This window comes from Pseudomonas sp. A-RE-22, from assembly GCF_019956035.1.
GTDB lineage: Bacteria > Pseudomonadota > Gammaproteobacteria > Pseudomonadales > Pseudomonadaceae > Aquipseudomonas > Aquipseudomonas brassicacearum.
This window is the reverse complement of record NZ_JAHBCZ010000022.1, coordinates 60,398-81,655: the sequence shown is the minus strand read 5'-3', so window position 1 is coordinate 81,655 and position 21,258 is coordinate 60,398. Positions and strand designations below refer to the sequence as shown.

The 21,258-nt window shown below is 62.1% G+C and carries 21 protein-coding genes; 6 read left to right on the top strand and 15 right to left on the bottom strand.

Going from position 1 to position 21,258, the window contains the following annotated elements:
• Nucleotides 1-87: 87 nt before the first annotated feature.
• From KGA89_RS12555 to KGA89_RS12535, 5 genes are all read left to right on the top strand, one after another.
• Nucleotides 88-1,182 carry an alkene reductase gene (locus KGA89_RS12555; protein ID WP_013693052.1) on the top strand — a complete coding sequence of 365 codons (1,095 nt, stop codon included), beginning with the start codon at nucleotides 88-90 and terminating at the stop codon, nucleotides 1,180-1,182.
• Nucleotides 1,183-1,258: 76 nt separating this feature from the next.
• Nucleotides 1,259-2,047 (top strand): SDR family NAD(P)-dependent oxidoreductase, encoded by a 789-nt coding sequence (locus tag KGA89_RS12550; RefSeq protein WP_223471701.1) that lies wholly within the window; start codon nucleotides 1,259-1,261, stop codon nucleotides 2,045-2,047.
• Between the two features lie 99 nt (nucleotides 2,048-2,146).
• Nucleotides 2,147-3,178 (top strand): NADP-dependent oxidoreductase, encoded by a 1,032-nt coding sequence (locus tag KGA89_RS12545; protein ID WP_003200825.1) that lies wholly within the window; start codon nucleotides 2,147-2,149, stop codon nucleotides 3,176-3,178.
• A 61-nt stretch (nucleotides 3,179-3,239) separates the two neighbouring features.
• Nucleotides 3,240-3,398 (top strand): hypothetical protein, encoded by a 159-nt coding sequence (locus tag KGA89_RS12540; protein WP_223471700.1) that lies wholly within the window; start codon nucleotides 3,240-3,242, stop codon nucleotides 3,396-3,398.
• Nucleotides 3,399-3,541: 143 nt separating this feature from the next.
• Nucleotides 3,542-4,780 (top strand): DUF2599 domain-containing protein, encoded by a 1,239-nt coding sequence (locus KGA89_RS12535; RefSeq protein WP_003200821.1) that lies wholly within the window; start codon nucleotides 3,542-3,544, stop codon nucleotides 4,778-4,780.
• A gap of 55 nt (nucleotides 4,781-4,835) precedes the next feature.
• Here KGA89_RS12535 and KGA89_RS12530 read toward each other — a convergent pair whose 3' ends face one another.
• The 15 genes from KGA89_RS12530 to KGA89_RS12460 form a co-directional block, all read right to left on the bottom strand.
• Nucleotides 4,836-6,446: a gamma-glutamyltransferase family protein gene (locus tag KGA89_RS12530; protein ID WP_223471699.1), complete on the bottom strand. Its 1,611-nt coding sequence runs from the start codon at nucleotides 6,444-6,446 to the stop codon at nucleotides 4,836-4,838.
• Between the two features lie 42 nt (nucleotides 6,447-6,488).
• A complete protein-coding gene (locus KGA89_RS12525) occupies nucleotides 6,489-7,268 on the bottom strand; it encodes an amino acid ABC transporter ATP-binding protein (RefSeq protein WP_003200817.1) in 780 nt (259 codons plus the stop codon).
• A gap of 2 nt (nucleotides 7,269-7,270) precedes the next feature.
• Nucleotides 7,271-8,047, bottom strand: coding sequence for an amino acid ABC transporter permease (locus KGA89_RS12520; protein WP_003200814.1), 777 nt, complete (start codon nucleotides 8,045-8,047; stop codon nucleotides 7,271-7,273).
• 12 nt (nucleotides 8,048-8,059) lie between these two features.
• Nucleotides 8,060-8,866, bottom strand: coding sequence for an ABC transporter substrate-binding protein (locus KGA89_RS12515; protein WP_013693048.1), 807 nt, complete (start codon nucleotides 8,864-8,866; stop codon nucleotides 8,060-8,062).
• Between the two features lie 76 nt (nucleotides 8,867-8,942).
• Nucleotides 8,943-9,611, bottom strand: a complete 669-nt coding sequence (locus KGA89_RS12510; RefSeq protein ID WP_003200810.1) for a GntR family transcriptional regulator — start codon at nucleotides 9,609-9,611, stop codon at nucleotides 8,943-8,945.
• 238 nt (nucleotides 9,612-9,849) lie between these two features.
• Nucleotides 9,850-10,791: a helix-turn-helix domain-containing protein gene (locus tag KGA89_RS12505; RefSeq protein WP_003200808.1), complete on the bottom strand. Its 942-nt coding sequence runs from the start codon at nucleotides 10,789-10,791 to the stop codon at nucleotides 9,850-9,852.
• Nucleotides 10,792-10,963: 172 nt separating this feature from the next.
• A complete protein-coding gene (locus KGA89_RS12500; RefSeq protein ID WP_003200807.1) occupies nucleotides 10,964-11,728 on the bottom strand; it encodes a 2-keto-4-pentenoate hydratase in 765 nt (254 codons plus the stop codon).
• Nucleotides 11,725-13,332 (bottom strand): bifunctional 3-(3-hydroxy-phenyl)propionate/3-hydroxycinnamic acid hydroxylase, encoded by a 1,608-nt coding sequence (locus KGA89_RS12495; protein WP_028236535.1) that lies wholly within the window; start codon nucleotides 13,330-13,332, stop codon nucleotides 11,725-11,727. Before KGA89_RS12495 ends, KGA89_RS12500 begins: the two co-directional genes overlap by 4 nt.
• A 2-nt stretch (nucleotides 13,333-13,334) precedes the next feature.
• A complete protein-coding gene (locus KGA89_RS12490) occupies nucleotides 13,335-14,198 on the bottom strand; it encodes an alpha/beta fold hydrolase (RefSeq protein WP_003200803.1) in 864 nt (287 codons plus the stop codon).
• 25 nt (nucleotides 14,199-14,223) lie between these two features.
• Complete coding sequence (locus KGA89_RS12485; RefSeq protein ID WP_223471698.1) at nucleotides 14,224-14,826, bottom strand: amino acid synthesis family protein; 603 nt, start codon at nucleotides 14,824-14,826, stop codon at nucleotides 14,224-14,226.
• 14 nt (nucleotides 14,827-14,840) lie between these two features.
• Complete coding sequence (locus tag KGA89_RS12480) at nucleotides 14,841-15,290, bottom strand: VOC family protein (protein WP_003200799.1); 450 nt, start codon at nucleotides 15,288-15,290, stop codon at nucleotides 14,841-14,843.
• Nucleotides 15,291-15,301: 11 nt separating this feature from the next.
• Nucleotides 15,302-16,342: a VPS10 domain-containing protein gene (locus tag KGA89_RS12475; RefSeq protein WP_223471697.1), complete on the bottom strand. Its 1,041-nt coding sequence runs from the start codon at nucleotides 16,340-16,342 to the stop codon at nucleotides 15,302-15,304.
• A 12-nt stretch (nucleotides 16,343-16,354) separates the two neighbouring features.
• A complete protein-coding gene (locus tag KGA89_RS12470) occupies nucleotides 16,355-17,149 on the bottom strand; it encodes an SDR family NAD(P)-dependent oxidoreductase (protein ID WP_003200796.1) in 795 nt (264 codons plus the stop codon).
• A 26-nt stretch (nucleotides 17,150-17,175) separates the two neighbouring features.
• Nucleotides 17,176-18,666 carry an aldehyde dehydrogenase family protein gene (locus KGA89_RS12465; RefSeq protein WP_003200795.1) on the bottom strand — a complete coding sequence of 497 codons (1,491 nt, stop codon included), beginning with the start codon at nucleotides 18,664-18,666 and terminating at the stop codon, nucleotides 17,176-17,178.
• A 10-nt stretch (nucleotides 18,667-18,676) separates the two neighbouring features.
• Nucleotides 18,677-20,218, bottom strand: a complete 1,542-nt coding sequence (locus KGA89_RS12460) for an acetolactate synthase large subunit (RefSeq protein ID WP_223471696.1) — start codon at nucleotides 20,216-20,218, stop codon at nucleotides 18,677-18,679.
• Between the two features lie 274 nt (nucleotides 20,219-20,492).
• On the opposite strand from KGA89_RS12460, the gene KGA89_RS12455 reads away from it, so the two are divergent.
• Entirely contained in the window at nucleotides 20,493-21,245 is a 753-nt protein-coding gene (locus KGA89_RS12455) for an IclR family transcriptional regulator (protein ID WP_223471695.1), read from the top strand.
• Nucleotides 21,246-21,258: the final 13 nt, after the last annotated feature.

Below are 21,258 nucleotides of genomic sequence, written 5' to 3'. Positions count from 1 at the left end.
TTTCGGTCATCATCCTAATGAAAAGCCGCGCTCACCTCGCCAGGCTGCACGCGCTCCCTTTATCCAAACCTACGGAAACAAGACGTCATGACCGACCAGATCCTATTCACGCCCTACACGTTGGGTGATCTCACGCTTTCCAACCGAGTGGTCCTGGCGCCGCTGACACGTAACCGTGCGGGGCAAGGTTTTGTACCGAGCGAGTTCGCTGCCACTTACTACAGCCAGAGAGCGTCGGCAGGCCTGCTGATCTCCGAGGCTTCACAGATTTCCCAGCAAGGACAGGGCTATCAGGACACACCCGGGATCTACACCCAGGCACAGATCGACGGCTGGCGCACGGTCACCGAGGCCGTGCATGCCAAAGGTGGGCGGATTTTCCTGCAACTGTGGCATGTCGGCCGCGTTTCCCACGTCGACCTGCAAGCGAATGGTGCGGCGCCGGTGGCCCCCTCCGCTCTGCGTCCGGCGACCAAGGTCTTCGTCAACAATAGTTTCGAGGACGTTTCCGAACCGCGAGCGCTGGACATCAGCGAGTTGCCCGGGATCGTGAACGATTTTCGCCAGGCGGCGGCGAACGCCATCGCCGCGGGATTTGACGGCGTAGAGATCCACGGCGCGAACGGCTATCTGCTGGACCAGTTCATCAAGGACGGCGCCAACTTGCGCACCGATGCCTACGGCGGCTCGATTGAAAATCGTGCTCGCCTGCTGCTGGAAGTGACCGCGGCAGTGGTGGACGAAGTCGGCGCCAACCGCACCGGCCTGCGCATCTCGCCGGTCTCGCCGGCCAATGGTGTGTCCAGCAGCGCGCCACAGGCCCAGTTCGACTACCTGGTCGACCAGCTCAACGCCCTCGACATCGTTTACCTGCACGTGGTCGAAGGCGCGACCGGTGGGCCGCGCGACGTTGCGCCCTTCGACTTTGGTGCCTTGCGCCAGCGCTTCAAAAAAACCTACATCGCCAACAACGGCTACGACCTGGACCTGGCCACCTCACGACTCGCCGAGGACAAGGCTGACCTGATCGCCTTCGGCCGGCCGTTCATCGGCAATCCGGACCTGGTGGAGCGGCTCAGAACCGGTTCGCCTTTGTCGGCTTTCAATCCCGCTACCCTCTACGGTGGTGGTGCGACGGGCTACATCGATTATCCAACGCTCGCTGAATCCAGCACGCAGTAACACTGGCCAGACCCGACCGCGCGCCTGAACAACAGCGCGCGACTCGCTCATCAATACCTTGAAGAAGAGAATCTCCATGGACACTCGCACAACTGTTCTCATCACTGGCGCCTCCACCGGTATTGGCGCTGTCTATGCCCAGCGCTTTGCGCAACGTGGACACGATCTCGTCCTGGTGGCCCGCGACAGCGCGCGCCTGCAAGCGCTGGCCGCCAAGCTGCGCAGCGAACACAACGTTGCCGTCGATATTCTCCAGGCCGACCTGACCCAGATCGGCGACCTGACAACCGTCGAAGCCCGGCTGCGCGATGACGCCAACATCGGCATCCTGGTCAATAACGCCGGCGCTGCCCAATCCGGGACCTTCATCGAACAGTCGACCGACAGTGTCGCGCACCTGGTGTCGCTCAATACCACCGCGCTGGTCCGGCTGGCCAGCGCCATCGCCCCACGCCTGGTCAAAGCGGGTGACGGCGCGATCATCAACATCGGCTCCGTCGTTGGCCTGGCACCGGAGTTCGGTATGTCGGTCTACGGCGCGACCAAGGCGTTCGTGCTGTTTCTCTCCCAGGGACTCAGCCTGGAGCTGTCTCCGAAAGGCGTCTACGTACAAGCCGTCCTGCCAGCGGCCACCCGTACCGAGATCTGGGAACGCGCGGGCATCGATATCAACACCCTGAATGAAGTCATGGAAGTCGGTGACCTGGTCGATGCCGCGCTGGTCGGTTTTGATCGTCGCGAGCCGGTGACCATCCCGCCCTTGCATGAAGAAGCACGCTGGGATGCCTTGCAGGCCGCGCGTCAAGGCCTGCTCGGGCAAATCCGGCAGTCCCATGTTGCCGAACGCTATCAAGACCCGGCGTGATCATTGTTTAGCGGGCGCCGGCGCGAAGGACAGCGCCGGTATTTCCGGATGCCGGGCCGGGCGATCACTGCGCCGCATCCCTTATGAGAGCAAAGCACCATGAAGGCATTTTTAATCGACCGCTACGGCAAGCACAGTGGCCGTATCGGCGAGCTACCGGCCCCTGACGTGGGTGACCATGACGTTCTGGTCCGCGTGCAGGCCGCCAGCGTCAATCTGCTGGATTCAAAGATCAGCAAAGGCGAATTCAAACTGATCCTGCCCTACTCATTTCCCTTGGCATTGGGTCATGACTTGGCGGGGGTCGTGGTCCGCGTGGGATCCCGTGTCGAGCAATTCAAGGCGGGCGATGAAGTCTATGCCCGCGCCCCGGATGGGCATATCGGCACCTTCGCCGAGCAGATTTCAGTGAACGAAAATGCCCTGGCCGTGAAACCGGCAAACATCAGCATGGAAGAAGCCGCCGCCCTGCCCTTGGTCGCCCTGACCGCCTGGCAGGTACTGGTTGAAACCGCCCGATTGAAGAAAGGCCAAAAGGTCTTCATCCAGGCCGGCTCAGGTGGCGTCGGCACCCTCGCCATCCAGCTTGCCAAGCACCTCGGCGCCTTCGTTGCGACCACTACCAGCACCGCCAATGTGCCGTGGGTCAAAGCCCTGGGCGCGGACGTTGTCATCGATTACAAGCAACAGGATTTCGCCAACGTTCTGCAGGACTATGACGTCGTGTTGAACAGCCTGGGCGCCGATGAGCTGGAGAAATCGCTGAAGATCCTGAAACCTGGCGGCCAGCTCATCTCCATCTCAGGACCACCCACCCCACAGTTCGCCCGGGCCCAGGGATTTTCCTGGGTGCTGAGACTGATCATGGGCCTGTTGAGCAGCGGTATACGCCGCAAGGCCCGCCAAAAAGGTGTGAGCTACGCCTTCGTGTTCATGCGTGCCAGCGGTTCTCAACTGCGTGAAATCACCACGCTCGTCGAGTCCGGCAGTATCAAGCCGGTGCTTGACCGATCCTTCCCCTTCGAGGCGACAGCCGATGCCCTGAGCTATGTCGAACAAGGACGATCGAAGGGCAAGGTCGTCATCAAGATTCACTCGGGAATGGCTCCTGGAGGAAAGGCGTTGATTTGACCTGCGGGAATGGGTTGACTACCTTGAAACTCACCCATCTCGTTCGACAAGGAGTGTCGACATGTGCGCAGCTGCTCGTGCGTTTTTTACCCCGCCCCTGGCGTTCCATGCGGTAGCTGCCCAGTCGCCGCATGATCCGCTGAAGCCCCGCATCAACCCCAACTACAACATCCACCAGGGACTCGATGCTGCGGCCGGTTGCCATTCGCTCTCGCGTTGAGTTGCCCTCGCCCATAACACCGCCGATGCCCGCGACAGGTTCAATGAAACCCGTCGGCCGGGCGCCACGAACCCTTCTGTTTTCTCTTTCCCCGGCATGGAATGCCGTGCCGGCTACTGGTTCCACCACAAGGAAGTCACGTCATGAAGACACGTTTGAACAGGATCACGCCACTGCTCGTCCTCCCATTGTTCTGGCAAACGACAGCAGCCAATGCCGAGTCGTGCGAAGAGACGCTGAAACGGGTGGAGGGGTTGTACAACAACACCGTCGACAGTTGCCGGCAAGACCCGGCCTCGGATTGTTCGGGATTGCTGATCAGGGGCACTCACCGCGCCAATCCGGCGAAGGGCGAGAAATGGGATGTCTGGAATCCAAGCCCGAAAGCGAAGGAGCTGGGCACCTTTGCCGCCTCCTGGATGCGGGTCGATGGCATCAGCTATGAAGATCCTGGCATGAGCACCCAGAACGGCTACATCATCACGCCGATCGACCAGGTACGTGAACCGGAAACCCCGGTGCACATCTACTGCGCATTTCCGAACGATGCCTGGACCGACTTTCGCGATGACCGAGGCTGCGGCAACAACAAAAACACCGCCCAGACAGAGGCGGTCTGCCAGGCCATGGCGCCGCCTATCCTCAACGCCAATGCCTGGGTCGCGCATTTCACCCGGTTCAACAACGACCGCAGGCAAGACCAGTTGCAATGTGGTTTCAATATGCGCAACCCCATGAGCAGCCGGGAACGGGTCGACGCGTTTCGAAACTTCATGGGCGCCCGGCAAGTCATCAATACCCGCGAGTTTCAAACCCAGACCGAACTGCGCCTGGGTAACCCGAAAGACGATGCACTGCCGATCCTGGCGTTTTTCTACAGCGATCAACGTGGCCTGAACGATGCATTGGCCAACCAACGGGACTACAAGGACAAGACCGGCAAGGATCGCAACGTCATCAAGATCGACTTCCCCAGGACGCCGGGCAGCAAGGCCACGTTCTCCTGCACCCGAACCACGCCACCGCCCACGCAACAATTCTGTGACCGCTACATCGAATCCAGCACTTGGGTAAAACGTCCTGATCCGAAGCTTGGGCCCGACACCTGGTCGCTCCAGGTCGTGCCCACGGCCTGTGGTCGCGCGATCAAGGATGACCAGACCGACAGGATGTTTGCCGAGCTGTACAACAAGCACAAAGACGACGGGCAATGGCGGCAATACAGCGTCTACGGTGGGTCCCTCCGCCGGCAATTGGTGTGTCATCTGGCGGCAACCTTCGATGGCAAACCCGTCAGGGACAAACCCGAGTGGAACCTTGAGCCGGCACGTCCTTACGTCGACCAGGCCAGGGCTGTCGCACAGTACTGCAATCCTTACTGAGGCTTGAGCGGCAAACGCGACCTGCCGACACTCCAGGCGTCGGCGGATCGCGCATTTACCAGACAGCAATATGCGAATCCGCCCGGGGTTCGGTACCACCACACAGCACCCCGCTGACCGGGTCGCGCAGGATGATCTGGCCGCGGCCATAGTCGGTCAGGTCGCTGGCGATCTGGACCTCATGCCCCCGTCGAACCAAGGCATTGGCCAGGTCCCGTGAGGCGCCGTGCTCGATCCCGACTTTCATCCCACCCAGCCATTGCCAGCGCGGTGCATCCAGCGCCGCTTGCGGGTTCAGGCCGAAATCCACCAGGTTCATGACCATCTGCACATGCCCCTGGGGCTGCATGTAGCCGCCCATCACGCCGAAGGGACCGAGGGCCTCGCCATTGCGGGTGAGGAAACCGGGAATGATGGTATGGAAGGTCTTCTTGCCTGGGGCCAGGCAGTTGGCGTGGGTCGAATCGAGGCTGAATTCCTGCCCTCGATTCTGCAAGGCAATACCGCTGTCGGGCAGCACCACACCGGAGCCAAACCCGTGGTAGTTGCTCTGGATGAACGAGACCATATTGCCCTCCCCATCCGCGGTCGCCAGGTACACCGTGCCGCTGGCGTGGGGGTCGCCGGGCGCGGGCGGTTGGGCCTGTTCGCCGATCTGTCGACGACGGTGGGCACTGTAGTCATCGCTGAGCAGGTCAGCCACCGCCACGCGCATGTGCAAAGGATCGGTGATGTAGTGCAGGCCGTCGCTGTAGGCCAGCTTCATCGCTTCCAGTTGGCGATGCCAGGTCTGTTGGCTGTCACGGTGATCGAAGTCGAAACCTTCCAGAATCTTCAACGCCATCAAGGCCACCAGGCCCTGCCCGCTTGGCGGGATTTCCCAGACATCCACGCCTCGGTAATTGACGTGGATGGGGTCCACCCATTGGGCACGATAATCCTTGAGGTCCGAGGCCCGCAGATAGCCGCCGCTGGCCCGGGAATGGGCGTCCAGGCGCTCGGCCAACGCGCCGCGATACAGGCTCTCACAGCGGGTATCGGCCAATTCCTGAAGGGTGCGCGCCTGGGCCGGGTTGCGAAAAACCTCCCCGGCCCGTGGTGCCTGGCCATCGATCAGGAAAGTATCGAACCAGGCCTCGAGGACGGCATCCCGATGGGGCGTGAACTCGTTCACCGCAACCTGCCATTGATGGGCAACCACCGGCGACAGCGCAAAGCCCTCCCGCGCCAGGCTGATCGCCGGTTGCAGCAGCTCGGCAAAGGGCAGCTTGCCAAAGCGTCGGGACAACTCGGCCCAGGCCGACGGGCAGCCCGGGACGGTCACCGGTGTCCAGCCATAGAGCGGCATCTGCCCGTGGCCGGCGGCCTTGACCGCCTCGATGCTCAAGGCGGCCGGCGCATGGCCGTTGCCGTTGAGGCCGTGCAACTGGCCCTTGCACCAGACCAGCGCGAAGGCGTCACCGCCAATGCCACAACCGGTGGGTTCGACCACCGTCAGTGCGGCTGCCGTGGCGATGGCGGCGTCGATGGCATTGCCGCCCTTTTGCATGATCTCGATGCCCGCCTGGGCAGCCAGGGGCTGGGACGCGGCGACCATGCCCCGACGGGCGAAAACGCTCTGGCGTTGCGACGGATAAGGGTATTGGTGGGCAGAAAATTTCAGCATGGCGAAGGCTCTTCGATACAGGAATTCAGTGGCCGGGAAAAGTCATAACACGCGACTGAGAAAAGCCCGGGTACGAGGATGAATGGGGTGACAGAAAATCTGCTCCGGCGGCCCCTGCTCGATGAGCTCGCCCTGGTCCAGGACCACCACACGGTCGGCCACTTCCCGGGCAAAGCCCATTTCATGGGTCACCACGACCATGGTCATCCCCTCCTCGGCCAACTCCTTCATCACTTGCAACACCTCGCCGACAGTCTCCGGGTCGAGGGCGCTGGTGGGTTCGTCGAACAGCATGGCCTGGGGTTTCATCGCCAGGGCCCGGGCGATCGCCACTCGCTGTTGCTGGCCGCCGGAAAGCATCGACGGGTAGTGATCGGCCTTGTCCGCCAGGCCGACCCGCTCCAGCAGGCCGCGGGCCTGCTCCAGCGCTGCGGTGCGAGTCACGCCAAGCACCTGGATCGGCGCCTCGATGATGTTCTCCAGGGCCGTCATGTGAGGAAACAGGTTGAAGCGCTGGAAGACCATGCCGATGTCCCGCCGCTGACGGGCGATGTTGCGCTCCGACTCACGCACCAGGCTGCCGTCGGCCCGCTCGCGATAGCCCATGGCCCGGCCGTTGACGCGGATCCGCCCGCCCTGGATGTCCTCCAGCAGGTTGATGCAACGGATGAAGGTGGTCTTGCCGGAGCCCGAAGCGCCGATCAGCACCACCACTTCGCCGCGCCGCACTTGCAGGGAGATGCCCTTGAGAATCTGCAGCTCGCCGAAGGACTTGTGGACATCCAGCGCCTCGATAATCAGCTCTTCGCTTTTATGCGCCATGGTTAACGTGCCCTCAGCAGGTTCAGGGTGCTGCGACCGAACATCCGCGTCGAAGCCGGCGGCGGTGACGAGGGCCGGTCCGACTGACCGAAACGGGCTTCCAGCCAGCGCTGGAAAAAGCCCCACAGCGTGGTCAGCAACAGGAAGTAGATCGCCACCACCAGATACAGTTCGAACACCCGGAACGTCGCCGACGTGACCATCTGGGTACTGAGCAACAATTCCTGTACGCCGATCACGCTGACCAGCGTGGTGTTCTTGAGCATCACGTTGAACTCGTTGCCCAGCGGCGGCACGATGACCCGGAACGCCTGGGGCAGGACAATGCGGCGCATCAGTTTGGCGAAGGTCATGCCCAGCGAGCGCCCGGCCTCGTATTGGCCCTTGTCCACCGCACCGATGCCGGCGCGGATGATCTCGGCCATGTAGGCCCCCTCGTTGAGACCCAGGGCAATGATCGCCGCCTGGATATTGCCAGGGATTACCAGCCCAAAGAGGTCGATGTCTTCGAAGCGGAAAATCCCGCCAGCGGCCAGCGCGGTATAGAGAAAGACGATCTGCACCAGCAACGGTGTGCCACGCATCAGCCACACGTAAAAGCGCACTGGCAAATGCAGCAACGGGTTCCTCGACAACCGCAACAGCGCGGCAGCCAGCCCGAGGGCACAGCCCAGCAGCATCGCCAGCACACTGATCAGGCAGGTCAGCCAGAGCCCGGTGAGGTACACCCCACTGGGCTGCAACAGGTACTGCCAGAACACATCCCAATTGAAATTCATCGGTGGTTCACCTCAATCAAGCGTGTCACTGGCGACATGCCATTTGCCCAGCAGTTGGCTGTAGCTGCCGTCGCTGCGCATATCGCCGATGACCTGCTGCACGGCGGCGGTCAGTTGCGGGTCGTCCTTGCGAATGCCCAGGCCGGTGAGAATCCGGCTGAAGGCTGGCACGCCCTCCTCGAACAGATCGGGCGCCATGGCGGCGTAATAACCGGCGGTTTCCACGGTGGTGCCGTAGGCGTCGACCTGGCTGATGCGCAGAGCCTGGAAGGCATCGGTGTCGGAGTTGTAGACCACCAGTTTCATAGGCGGCTTGCCGGCCTTGGCCAGGGTCTCGTTCTCGGCGTCGAGCAGGGTCTTGATGGTGGAACCGTTAAGTACCGCGACCTTGTCTGCGGAGAGATCCGCCAGCGTCTTGAGGCCCTTTGGATTGCCCTTGGGCACCACCACCGCCTGGCTGGAATACATGTAGTTGACGATGTCGATCACCTCGCGGCGCTCGGGCTTGTCAAACAGTTGGTCGACGATCATGTCGCACTGTCGAGCCAGCAACGCGGGGAGCAGCCCGGAAAAGGGAATGACCCGCCATTCCACCTTCTTGTCGCCCAGGCGCTTGGCGATTTCCAGCCCCAGGTCCACGGTCAGTCCCTTGGGTTTCTGCGCCTCATCGAAGGACACCAGCGGCGGCGAATCCATGCCCGAGCAGTAGACGAGTTTATCGACCTTGAGCAAACGCTCCGGGACAACGGGCGCGGCAACCGCCCACTGTGCACAGAAACCCAAGGATAAAGCGGCAACCAACAGGCGAGGCTTATGCATGACCAGACACTCCAGTTCAGTAAGTAACGGGCAGTACTCAAAGTCAGAACACGGGCAGGCTCGGAGCCCGCTCTCGTTATTTTTTCGATTGCAGGAACTCGATCAATTCAGGGACGGTGCCTTCGATGTGCGCACGCACCACCGCCTCGGCCTTGTCGGCGTCGCCCGCACGCAGGGCATCGAGGATCAGCATGTGCTCCTGGCGCGCACTCAGGGGCTTTTCCACATGCTGCAGCCACAGGCGCATGGGCGCTTCGATCAGGGAATAGAGCGCGCTGATCTGCTTGAGCAATCGCGGACGACCGCTGAGGCTGCACAGGTACTCATGGAACGCGCGATGGCGGCTGACCCACTCGGCGCTTTCCTCGCGGTAATCGTCCATCTCGTCCAGCAGTCGCTCCAAGGCAGCCAACTGGCGCTCGCCAATTCTGGCTGTCGCGACACGGACTGCCAGGCCTTCCAGGGCGCTGCGCATCTCGAAGACTTCGTGCAACTCATCGATGTCCAGGCCGCTGACAATCGCCCCGCGATTGGGTCGCAGGGTCACCAGCCCCTGGGCATCCAGACGGCGAAAGGCTTCGCGCACCGGCATCCGGCTCATGCCGATTTCGTTGGCGATGTCCTCGGCAATCAGCCGGTCGCCCTTGCGTAACCGACCGCCACAAATGGCATCGAGCAGGAAGTTGTAGGCCTCTTCCTCGGCAGTCATCGGCGGACGTTCAGCGTAAGTCGGGGCAAATTGCATGGCAGCACCTTCTGAATTTTTGTATCCAATTATCCATGGATTCAAAAAGGCAGAATGCGTGCCAAGCTCACGAATAATCGTGCAAGTGTTTGATTTGAAGGAATTTTCAGAGGAAAACCACTGCCAGCCTTAAAGCCCTGCCATAGGCTTGGCCGCACACCTGTGCTACCAAACAGCTCAGTGGCTGCCCTTTATGTGTGCAGGATGACGCTTCGGTAACACCGCAGGCAGCAGCCCATCATGCAGGTGCCCTGGGTGTATCTGAGGGTGACTCGCCAAACAGCGCCCGGTAATGGGCCGCAAAATGACTCAGGTGGAAAAACCCCATCGCCACGGCGATTTCACTGACGTTCAATGCCGCCGCACGGGTCGTGATCAAACGCCGGCGCACGGCATTGAGCCGCAGGTTGCGCAGGTACTCCACCGGACGCATCCCGGTGACCGCCTGGAAACTGTTCTGCAGGGTCCTGCGACTCACCCGCAATTGCTCGCACAAGTCGAGGATGCTCAAGGGCACCTCTGCGCTGGTGACGACCAGCTCCTGGCAACGCTTGACCAGATAGGCACTGACGGCAAAATTGCCGCGCCGGCCACGCACCTCGTCCGAAGCGTGACTGAACAAGTCGAGAAAGGCGTTGAGCAGCACGTCCTCGAGGATTTTTTCCGAGGCCGGATTGACCGCGTCCGCCTGTTCCAAAAGCTGACGAAACAGTGGGTGGATCCTTTGCTGCACGCGACGCAGCACCGCCTCATCCACGCTGACCTGGGACACGCTTTGCAGGCGCTTGAGCTGTTCGCTCGACAGTTCGTAGGCCGCCAGCTTGGCGAACCGCACCGTGTCGACATTGGCCGCAAAGAAGTGCATGCCTTCCGGGGCGTGCAAGACGAAGTCCTCTCCATCGCGCAATAGCACGACACTGTGGGCGCCCACCTGGTGCCCCTGGACCACCGGCGCGCCGCCCAGCGACATGGCAATGCACAAACGCCCTTTTGGCGCGCAACCGCGCTGCACCACACGCTTATCCAGCACCTCCTGGAAGATCTGGAAGCGATCGGCGCACACCTGCCGCAGCTCGCTGGAAAGGCAGCCACGCCCGAGTTGGTCATAGACCTGTTGCCAGCCCAGGATCGAACCTGCGTGTTGCTGAGGATCATTGAAGGTACGGACTTCGGCGAACATGATCATTGTTCCTCGGTGGTGCTGTGCTTAACCCTGGTGCTGATATCCAAAGAGGTCGATAAACCTGTGGCGAGGGAGCTTGCTCCCGCTTGAGCGCGAAGCGCTCACAAAACAGGTCTGCTGCGTAGCCCAGCGGGAGCAAGCTCTCTCGCCACGGACTCGTGAACCGTTCTTATTGTCGGAAAACCAAAGCCAGTTCCGTGCCAAGCATGTGCAAACGATATTCGCCTGCCCTGACGTCCATCGGCGCCAACAACGCCCCGGACAGCACCACCTGCCCCGCTTCAACGCGCTGCCCGTCGGCCAGCAACCGCCGGACCAGCCAACACAGATTCGCCAGAGGTGTGTCCTCGCGCGCCAGGACGTTACCTTCACCACAGGACACGCCGTCATGCACCAGGCGATAGTTCACTTCGGGCAGTCGATCCGGATCGAACCCCACCCTGGCCCCGAGGCAATACAGCCCCGCGGCGGCATTGTCGGCAAGAAACGCTCCGACACCGAAACGCCAGCCCTGCCAGCGACAATCGGCAATTTCGAATGCCGGCGCGACCTCGGAAATGGCGGCGAGGATGTCCTCGTCACTGTAGAAATCTGGCACCAGCGTGCGCCCCAGGACAAACGCCAGCTCGATCTCCAGCTTGGGCTGGATCAGCCGTGCCAGGGGCACCGTGCTGCCGGGTTCCACAGCCATGGCATCGGTCAGCGCGCCCAATACCGGTTCATCAATACCGAAACGGTCCTGGGCGGCGCGGCCGGCGAAGGCCACTTTCCACCCGGTCAACCGCTCACCAGCGGCCTGGCGCCGGCGCAGCGCCTCGCGTTGCAAGGTATAGCCCGCCGACAGGTCGAGTGCCTGAGGCTCCAACGAAGGCAAGGCGTGTACGACCTGCGCAGCATCGTGGAGCCGGATCAGGAAATCATCCTCACGCTTCATGAGAGTTGCTCCGCCAGTTTGCGCAAAACGCCTTCGAGCCGCTCGGGTGTGGTGATCGCGGCAACGAACCGATCTGGCCGCACCACCACAACGCAGTCACGCACCTTGGCAAACCATTCGCCCAAGCGATTATCGATGTCCTCGACGCAAATGGCGCCGCTGGCGGACAAGGGTTGGTTACGCCCCACGCCACTGCGCGAGCGATTGATCTGGATGAAGCGCGTCTCCCAGCGCGCCCACCAGGCGGCGGTTTGCTCGCTGAGCTGTTCGCTCGGATTGACCCGATACCCCAGCACCGCATAGGAATGCCCCAGTACATCGTCCAGGCGCCGGCGCTGACCCTGGGCGTCCTCGACAGACGGCTGGATGAACAACTGCCCGACCAGATCATCCTCATGCAGCTCGGCACGCTCGTGATGCACCAGGCCTTTGGTGATGGTCGCCTTGGGTTTGAACTTGAATTCCAGCAAGTGCGAGCGAAGGTTGTCGACGCTGTTGACGGCCTGGAACAACCAGTCCCGCACACCGGCCATCAACGGGTTGGTCAGCCCCAGCACCGCGCCCATGTTGTCGGCCAACGCGATGAGATCGGTCGCGTGCCCACGGCGCTCCTGGTCGTAACTGGCAAGAATCGTCGGCGACGCTCGCCCTTGAAGGATCGCGGCGAGTTTCCAGGTGACGTTGGCGACATCACGCAGGCCCGAATTGAGCCCCTGCCCGGCCCAGGGCGGGGAAATATGCGCCGCATCCCCCACCAAGGCCACACGGCCCTGGACAAAGCGCGCCGCGACCCGAGAGTTATGGGTGTAGGCGCGGATCCGGATGATTTCCAGTTGATCGACCGCATCGCCGATATGCCCACGGATCAAGTCCCGGATCGTCGTCTCTTCGCACATCCGGGTCTCGTCTTCGCCCTCCAGGAGCATGAACTCCCAGCGCCGCTGCTGATACGGCAAGTAGATGCAGACGAAAGGTCGCTGAGGGTCGGCATGCAGGGCGGTATACGGTGCATCCAGGGTATCGTTGGCCGTGTCGATCACCACCCATTTGCGCGGATGGGTCAGCCCCAGCAGCTCGATGCCGAGTTTCTTGCGCACGCTGGAACGTCCACCATCGGCGCCGATCACGTACTGCGCCTGCAATTGATAGAGCTCGCCCTGGGCATCGCGCACCTGCAAGGTCACGCCCTCGGCATCCTGCTCCAGATCGAGCATTTCATGGCCCTGGCGCAACTCGACACTGGCATGCTTGCCCAACTGCTCGCGCAACGTCGTTTCCAGCAACTGTTGCATGAAGATGTTGCGCATCGGCCAGCCATAGTTTGCCGTGCTCGGCTTGACCTCGGCAAAACACACGCCTCGCGCATTGTAGTAACGCAAGGGCACGTTGCAGATCATGTCGCGCGCGGCCAGTTCGGCGATGCCGATGCCCTGCAACACACGCAGGGCCTCGTCATCCATGCCCACCGCACGCGGATACGGCAGGACGCCGTCAGCCAACTCAAGGACGATGCAGTCGATGCCGTACAGCCCCATGTAATGAGCGGCCGTGATCCCGTTGGGGCCGCCGCCCACGATGACAACCTGGGTTTTCTCCTGCTTCATCGCTATTCACCGCTTTGTTGTTGTGGTTGTAGGCACTGGTCATACAAATAGTCCATGACGACAAGGTTGAACATTTCGCTCTGGTCATCATGCACATAATGGCTGGCGTCGGCGATTTCCTCTGTGCGCACCCACTTACTGGCCTGCTTGATCGACTCAAGGGTCGCCAAGGGCAGGAAATCGGAACGGGCGCCACGAATGAACAGCGTCGGGCAATCCAGCGCCCGTACCGCCGGCCACAGGTCGGTCGGGGTAATACTCAGGCGCGCCTGGGCAATACCTTGCTGGTCGTGACGCCATTCGATTCCAGCCAGGGTTTCCTTCATGGAATACATCAACCTGGAAGCCAGCCCCTCCTGAGAGAGGCCAGGTCGCGCTTGCAGCCAGAACTGGGCGGCACTCTCCCAGTCAGGAAACAACAGCGGTGTCTGGCTCATCTCGCGCCGAATGCGCTCGGCGCCGTCACCGCTGACCGAAGAACCAGGGCCGATGTCCTCGATCACCAACGCTTGCAGTCGTCCCGGATTGAGCCGCGCATACTCCAGTGCATTGGTGCCGCCAAGGGAATGCCCCACCAGGACGAAACGCTGCAGTTCCAGATGCGCCACCAGATCTTCAAGATCGTTGACATAGGCCTCGGTCCGGTAACTGGAGGCATCCGCCCAGTCACTGTGGCCACGACCACGCTGGTCAAGGGCATAGCAGCAGTACCGCTCGCCCAACGCATTGACCAGGCCATCCCAGGTCTGCGCATAGGAGCGCAGCCCGTGGAGCAGCACCACCGCAATGCCCGACGGATTGCCCCAGGACAGATAATGCAGGCGTAGCCCCGATCGATTGGTGAAGAACTGGCTGTTTGCAGACATTCGTTTGCTTCCCACGATCCGTACCTCAATACAGGCCGTCATTGCCCTTGACGTCGGCAGCCTCAAGGCCACCCAGGCGCGCACGCAAGCGCCCACGCGTGGCGAAGGCCCAGATGATGATCAATTCGTCGGCCGCCGGACCATCACCGAACGACAACGAAATGCTGTCGTAGTGCGAACGGACATACAGCGCATCCTTGTGAGCCAGCGGCACATCGATGGTCACGCCAGGCCCGCCACGCTTGCCCGTGGAAGGCACCCAGGATTTGCCGCCGCCCAATGCGACGCGGATCGGATCCGCCGCCGGATTGGTCAACAATGCATTGCCATGCTCGTACTCGCCCTGGCTGCCCACCAGGCACGCCTTGCCATAGCTGACGATCTTGTGCTGGCCGGCCAGTACCCGGATGCGCCGACCAAACTCCTGGCCCAGCAAGGGCGACGGCTCAATCAACTCGGCCAGGCTTTCACTGAAACGGCCGGCATAAGGGTTGGCGATCACCGCGCCAATGGCGTACTTGAACAGCGGCTCGCCATCGGCCAACTGGCCCGTTTCGTTGGCCAGGGTTTCCTCGACGAAGGTGTACCATTTGCGGATGTGGTAACTGGCGAAATTTGCGGTTTTCATAAGAGAAGTCTCTTTCAAAGTGGGTCGAGATCGAAATGCCGGCTGGGGGCTCCAGCGGCCTTGAAGCGGGCCTTGCCGCGTGCATCGTCGTGTTCGGACTCGAGGAAGAATTCCAGGCGATTGCCATCGGGGTCGTTGAAATACACGCCGTTACCGATCTCGTGGTCAGTAATCTTCACCACCTCGACGCCCTTCTTCAGCAACATGCCGTAGAGCTTGCGCAGGGTGGTCATGTCGCCCGCGATCTCCAGCCCGTAGTGCTGCAGCCCCAGGCCGCCCTGGTGGGCCCCGGGTGCTGCACGGAGCAACGCGATATCGTGGTGCTTGGCACCGAAGGCCATCATGATCCAGCTTTCACCCCGGGCGCTTTCATGCATGCCCAGCACGTCGGCGTACCAACGCGCCGACACTTCAGGGTCGCTCACGGACAGCGACAGGTGAGTACGAACGACTTCGACTTTCATCGCGCGATACCTCAGTTCTTCTTGATGATGGATTGATGCCCGGACTTGATTTGCGCCACCGCGGGCGTCCAGAGCACATCAGCGATTTCACTGAATTCACGCCACTGCTTCTGCCAGCCGTCACCGCCGTTCTCGGAGGTGAACAGATGCCCGTACTTGGTGCCGGCGACAATCTGGCGAGGGTCGGCAGGGTTCAAGGCAATCGCCCAGACACAGGAGTTGGGCTGTTGCGGCAGTGGCAGCACTTCCCAGCTGAGGGCGGCATCCCGGGAGACCAGCACCTTGCTGGTCGTGCCAGGGGTGCCGTCGGAAATGCTCAGGTAGAGCGTATCCTCGCTGCCCAGCGCTGCATTCATGGCACGCACGTAGTACAGGCCGAAGGTTTCCCGGGCGACGATGCCGGTCCAGGTCTGCCCCTCGTCGAGGCTGCGGTAAACGGCGTTGACGCACACCACCACGATGACCTTTTGCCCGTGGTTGGGCAGGACCACGATGTTGTGCACGTCCGAGTTGAAGTCCCACAGCAGGCGGTCATCGACACGGGTCCAGCTATCGCCACCGTCACGGCTGTGGAACAACCCGCCCTCTTCCAGGCCGAACCACAACTGGTTGCGATCGGTCGGGTCGTAGGCGAAAGCCAGCAAGCGTGGACGGCTGACCCCTTCGCAAAACTCCGGGATCTCTACCGGGGCACGTTCCCAGGTCTGGCCACCATCGAGGGTGCGCCACAGCACCGCGCGCGACGGCGCACCGGTGCCGACGAAAATCCGCTGTGCGTCCTGAGGATCCACGGCCACCTTCCAGACGGTCTGGCCGTTGAATGGCGAATCCACCCGCTGCCAATGGCCTCCGGTATCACGGCTGATGCACAGGCCGACATCGGTGCCGGCATAGATCACCTCAGGCGTCCCTGGATGCAAGCTCAGGGAGCGGGTGATCGCGTCGAATTCCAGGTCCTGGCCCAGGCCCAGGCGATGCCAGGTACGGCCAGCGTCGGCGCTGCGGATGACCGCCTGCCCTACGGTGGCGACCAAAAGGGTTCCGTTACTCATCACTGCTGCTCCTCAAATGAAGATGCCGCGGGTCAAGCCGCCGTCGATACCAATGGATTCCCCGGTCACCGCACCGGCCTTGGGGGATGCGAGGAAACCGATCAGCCAGCCCATTTCGATGGGTGCCAGGGTGCGTCGGATCGGCGTTGCGTCGATGTAGCCCTGCTCCACCTGCTCGGGCGTCTTGCCCTGCTTGATCCCTTCGCGCTCGTAAAGCTCCTGGATGTGCGGGGTGTCCACGACGCCGGGGTGGATCAGATTGACCGTGATGCCGGCTGGGCCCAGTTGGTCGGAAAGCGTCTTGGTCATGTGGGCGATGGCCAGGTTGCGCATGCCCGAGAGGACCTTGCTGCCACGCCCGGTCAGGCCACCGATATTGATGATGCGACCGAAGCCACCGGCCTTCATGTGCGGGGTCACGGCCTTGGCGCAACGGAAATAGCCGATCACCTTGGTGTTGAGGTCCGAGAGCAGTTCGTCGTCGCCGGCGTGCTCGATGTCGTTGCGCACCACACCGGACGGGGCCGCGGCGCCGTTGACCAGGATGTCGATGCGGCCAAAGTGCTTGTGGGCAGCCTCGACCATGTCGGACACCGCCGACATCTGGTTGGTGTCACAGAACAGCGGCAGCACCTCGTTGCCGGTCTCTGCGGTGATTTCCTCGGCGGCTTGCTGGAGGTATTCCATGCGCCGCGCGCAGATCACCACCTTGCAACCTTCCTGGGACAGAAAGCGCGCGACTTCCTTGCCGATGCCCATGCCACCGCCAGTGACGATCGCCACGCGGCCTTGTAATTCCAGATCCATAGCAGTTCCTCTTGTGATTGTTCGGCTCAGGCGAGATCGACGAAGACACTTTTGGTTTCGGTGTAGGCATCGATCACGTTCTTACCCATTTCCCGGCCCCAGCCGGATTGCTTGTAGCCACCAAATGGCGAGGCTGGGTCGACGACGTTCCAGCAGTTGATCCACACCGAGCCGGCCTTCAACTGGGCGGCCACGCGATGGGCGGAACGCAAGTCACGGGTCCAGAGCCCGGCGGCCAGGCCATAGGGCGAGTCGTTGGCGCGCAGCACCAGTTCATCGATCTCGGTCCAGCTCATGACGGTCAGCACCGGCCCGAAGATTTCCTCCCGGGCGACACAGGCGCGTTCGGCGCGATCGAGAAACACGCTGGGCCGGATGAAGTGGCCGCGCTCCAGGTGGGCCGGCCGATCACCGCCGCAGATCAGCTCGGCGCCTTCTTCCTGGCCGCGTTGCAGGTAGCCATGCACCGTGCCCAATTGCCGGGCCGAGACCAGAGGGCCCATGCTGCTGGCCGGATCCAGGCCTGGCCCCAACACATGGGCGGCCGCATGGCGCTGGAGTTCCTCAAGCACCTGATCGAGGACGCTGGCGTGCACGTAGAGACGCGACCCGGCGGTGCAGACCTGCCCCTGGTTGTAGAAAATGCCGTCGGCAGCGCCCTTGGCGGCACGGACGATATCGGCGTCCGGCAGGATGATGTTGGGGGACTTGCCACCCAGCTCCAGGGAGACCTTCTTCATGTTGCCCGTGGCCGCCTGGGCGATCAGTCGTCCCACCTGGGTCGAACCGGTGAAGGCGATCTTGTCCACGTCCGGGTGCTGGGCCAGCGGTGCGCCGGTATGCACGCCGAGGCCGGTGAGCAGGTTGACCACCCCGGCCGGGAAACCGGCGGCCTCGATCAACTGCACCAGGCGAATCGCAACCAGAGGCGTCTGTTCGGCGGGCTTGAGCACCGCGACGCAACCGGTCGCCAGCGCCGGGCCAAGCTTCCACACACACATGGTCAGCGGGAAGTTCCACGGCACGATCAAGGCACAGACGCCCACCGGCTCGCGCAAGGTGTAGTTGAGCATCGGCGCGCCGCTGGACGGCGATACCGGCAGCGTGCTGCCTTCGATCTTGGTCGGCCAGCCAGCGAAATAACGAATGATATTGGCCGCACTGGCCGCTTCCCCCCGGGCCGCGGCGATTGGCTTGCCGTTTTCCAGGGTGATCAGTTGCGCCAGCTCTTCGCGATGCTGGTCAAGCAGTTCCGCCAGGCGAAACAGCAATAACCCGCGCTGGGCCGGTGAGTGCTGCGCCCAGGGCCCGGTGAAGGCCGCGCGGGCGGCAGCGACGGCGGCATCCACGTCGCGTTCGCCGCCTTCGGCGACTTCCGCCAGGATGTGCTCAGTGGCCGGGTTTTCCACGGAAAACCGGCGGCCGTTGGCGGCGTCCTGCCAGGTCCCGCCGATAAACAGGCGCCCGGGCTGCGACAGGAACTTCTCGACGGCAGGTAACAATTGAATCGGGTTCATATCCGCTCCTTCACAGGGCCATTTCAATCAGGCAAGGACCGCCATCGGCCTTGGCGTTGGCCAGGGCGCGCTGCAATTCACCATTGGTGTGCACGGTGCTGGCCGGCAAGCCGTAGCCCTTGGCCAAAGCCTTCCAATCGATGCGTGGACGGTCCAGTACCGTCAGGCTCAGGGCCTCGGGGCCCAGCTCGGTCATGCCGAAGCGGCGCAGCTCGTTCTGCAAAATGGCGTAGCGATGGTTGGCTGCGATCAGGATCACCACGGGCAGTTGCTCGCGGGCGATGCTCCACAAGGTCTGGATGGTGTACTGGGCACTGCCGTCCGATTGCAGGCAGAACACGCGGTTGCCGCGCTCGGCCATGGCGGCGCCAAAACCCACCGGGATGCCCTGGCCGATGGCGCCACCGGTGTTGGTCAAGACCCGATGCCGTGCGGCATGGGCCGAAGCGGTGAAGAACGGATAGCCGCACGTCCCGCCTTCCACCGAAACGATGCAATCGTCGGGCAACGACGCAGCCAGCACCTGACCCACGGACTGCGGTGTCAACGTAGCTTCGCTTGGCGGCAGCTCGATACCGGTTGGCGTTGGCACATAAGCCGGCGCTTCAAGCGCATCGGCAAGCGCAGTGAGCGCGCCGGCAACATCGTCCCCTACTTCCGCCAGGCAGAGCAGGCGTTCACGTTCGGCCAGGCGAGAGGCAATGCCTTCGTAGCCGAAATAACTGATCGGGTCCGGCACGCCGGCGCACACCACCGCGTCGTACTGGTCAAGAATCTCAATGGCCACTTCGGGGAAGTAAGGCAGGCGATCCAGGTCAGGCAAACCACCACCGCGATAGCTCAGGCGTGGAAAGGTTTCGGCGAACAGGCGCACGCCTGGCAGTTGTGCCAGGCGCCCCGCCGCTTCGAGTCCGGCGACGGACAAGCCTTGGTCGCCAACGATAAACACCAGGCGCTGGCCATCGCGAAGGGCCTGGGCGACCGCCTCGATCCGGTCACCGGCAAAACGGCGAACCGGGGCCTGCAATGTCGTGAAGGCTTTCTCGTGCTGCACCGTGTTGGCTTGCAGGTCCATCGGCAGAATCAGGCTGGCGATCTGTCCGTTGGCTTGCCAGGCGGCACGCACTGCCTCTTGGAAATCTTCGCCGACACCCGATGCGGTGCGCGATGTGCGCACCCATCCGGAAACACTCCCGGCCAGCGCCTGGATATCACTGGCCAGCGGCGGATCGTAATTGACGTGCCATGACGCGTGATCGCCGATGACGTTGACGATCGGGGTGTTGGCGCGACGCGCGTTGTGCAGGTTGGCAATGCCATTGGCAAAGCCTGGCCCCAGGTGAGTCAGGGTCATCGCCGGCTTGCCGGCAATCCGGCCATAGCCGTCCGCAGCACCGGTGCACACCCCTTCGAACAAGGACAACACCGACTTGAGGGCTGGCGCACTGGCCATGGCTGCCACCAGGGGAATTTCAGTCGTTCCGGGATTGGCGAAGCAGTATTCGATACCACTCGCCACCGCCGCTTTCACTATCAGTTGCGCACCATTCATTTCCAGCCCTCTTGATCGAGCGTTTGCAGTGGCTGAGATTTATCACACAGAAAAACCCTACGCTCAAGCATTTTTATACATAAAAACTCTTATTTTGAGATTTATGCAAAAATATGACGTAAATACCACCTTCAATATGTATGTTTTTCTCAAGCGCTGACGTATCGTGGCAACGCCCTGTTCGCCGAGCGAGCGGGCTTTTCATCATCGGCGCACCTACCTATAGTGCTCACCCAACGACCACCTACGCGCCATCCCCCCCTTTAGGAGCGAAATGAGCAGTCTGAGCAAAATGCTGAGTGTGCTGGACCTGTTCGACCCGGCAACGCTGAAGATCGACCCCGACACCATCGCCGAGCGCATGGGCCTGTCACGGGCGACCGTGTACCGCTACGTCAAGGATTTGTGTGATGCGGGCCTGCTGGTCAGGGTGGATGCCGGCAGCTACGGCCTGGGGCCACGGATCATCGAGCTCGACTGGATGATGCGCCAGTACGACCCGATCCTCGTGGCGGGCCGCGAGTTGATGCACCAGCTGTCCGAAGCCACGGGCCTTGCGGTGTTCGCCAGCGTTTTCTATGACGGCCACATCATCAACACCTACATCGCCGAACCCAACGACACCTACCAGTTCGCATTCGGTCGCGGCCAGCCGCTGCCGTTTTTTCGCGGTGCGCAATCCAAGGTGCTGATCGCCTTCCAAAAGGGACGGCGCCTGCAACGCCTGTTCGAAGAACACATGGCCAACGACCCCGACAACGGCTATGACTGGGCAAGCTTCTCCAAAGTGACGAAAAAGATCCGCAAGGACGGCTATTGCATGACCCACGACGAACTCAACCTGGGACTCACCGGTATCGCGGCACCGATCATCAACCCTGGGCTCGACGAGGTGGTGGGCAGCCTTTCAGCCGTCGGCAGCACCGACAGCTTCAAACTGCTGCGCCAGGAAACCGTGATTGAAATGGTGATGGACACCACCCGGCGGATTGCCGAGAGAATGCAGAATCCGCCTGCCATCGGCTAGAAACCGGAGGTGC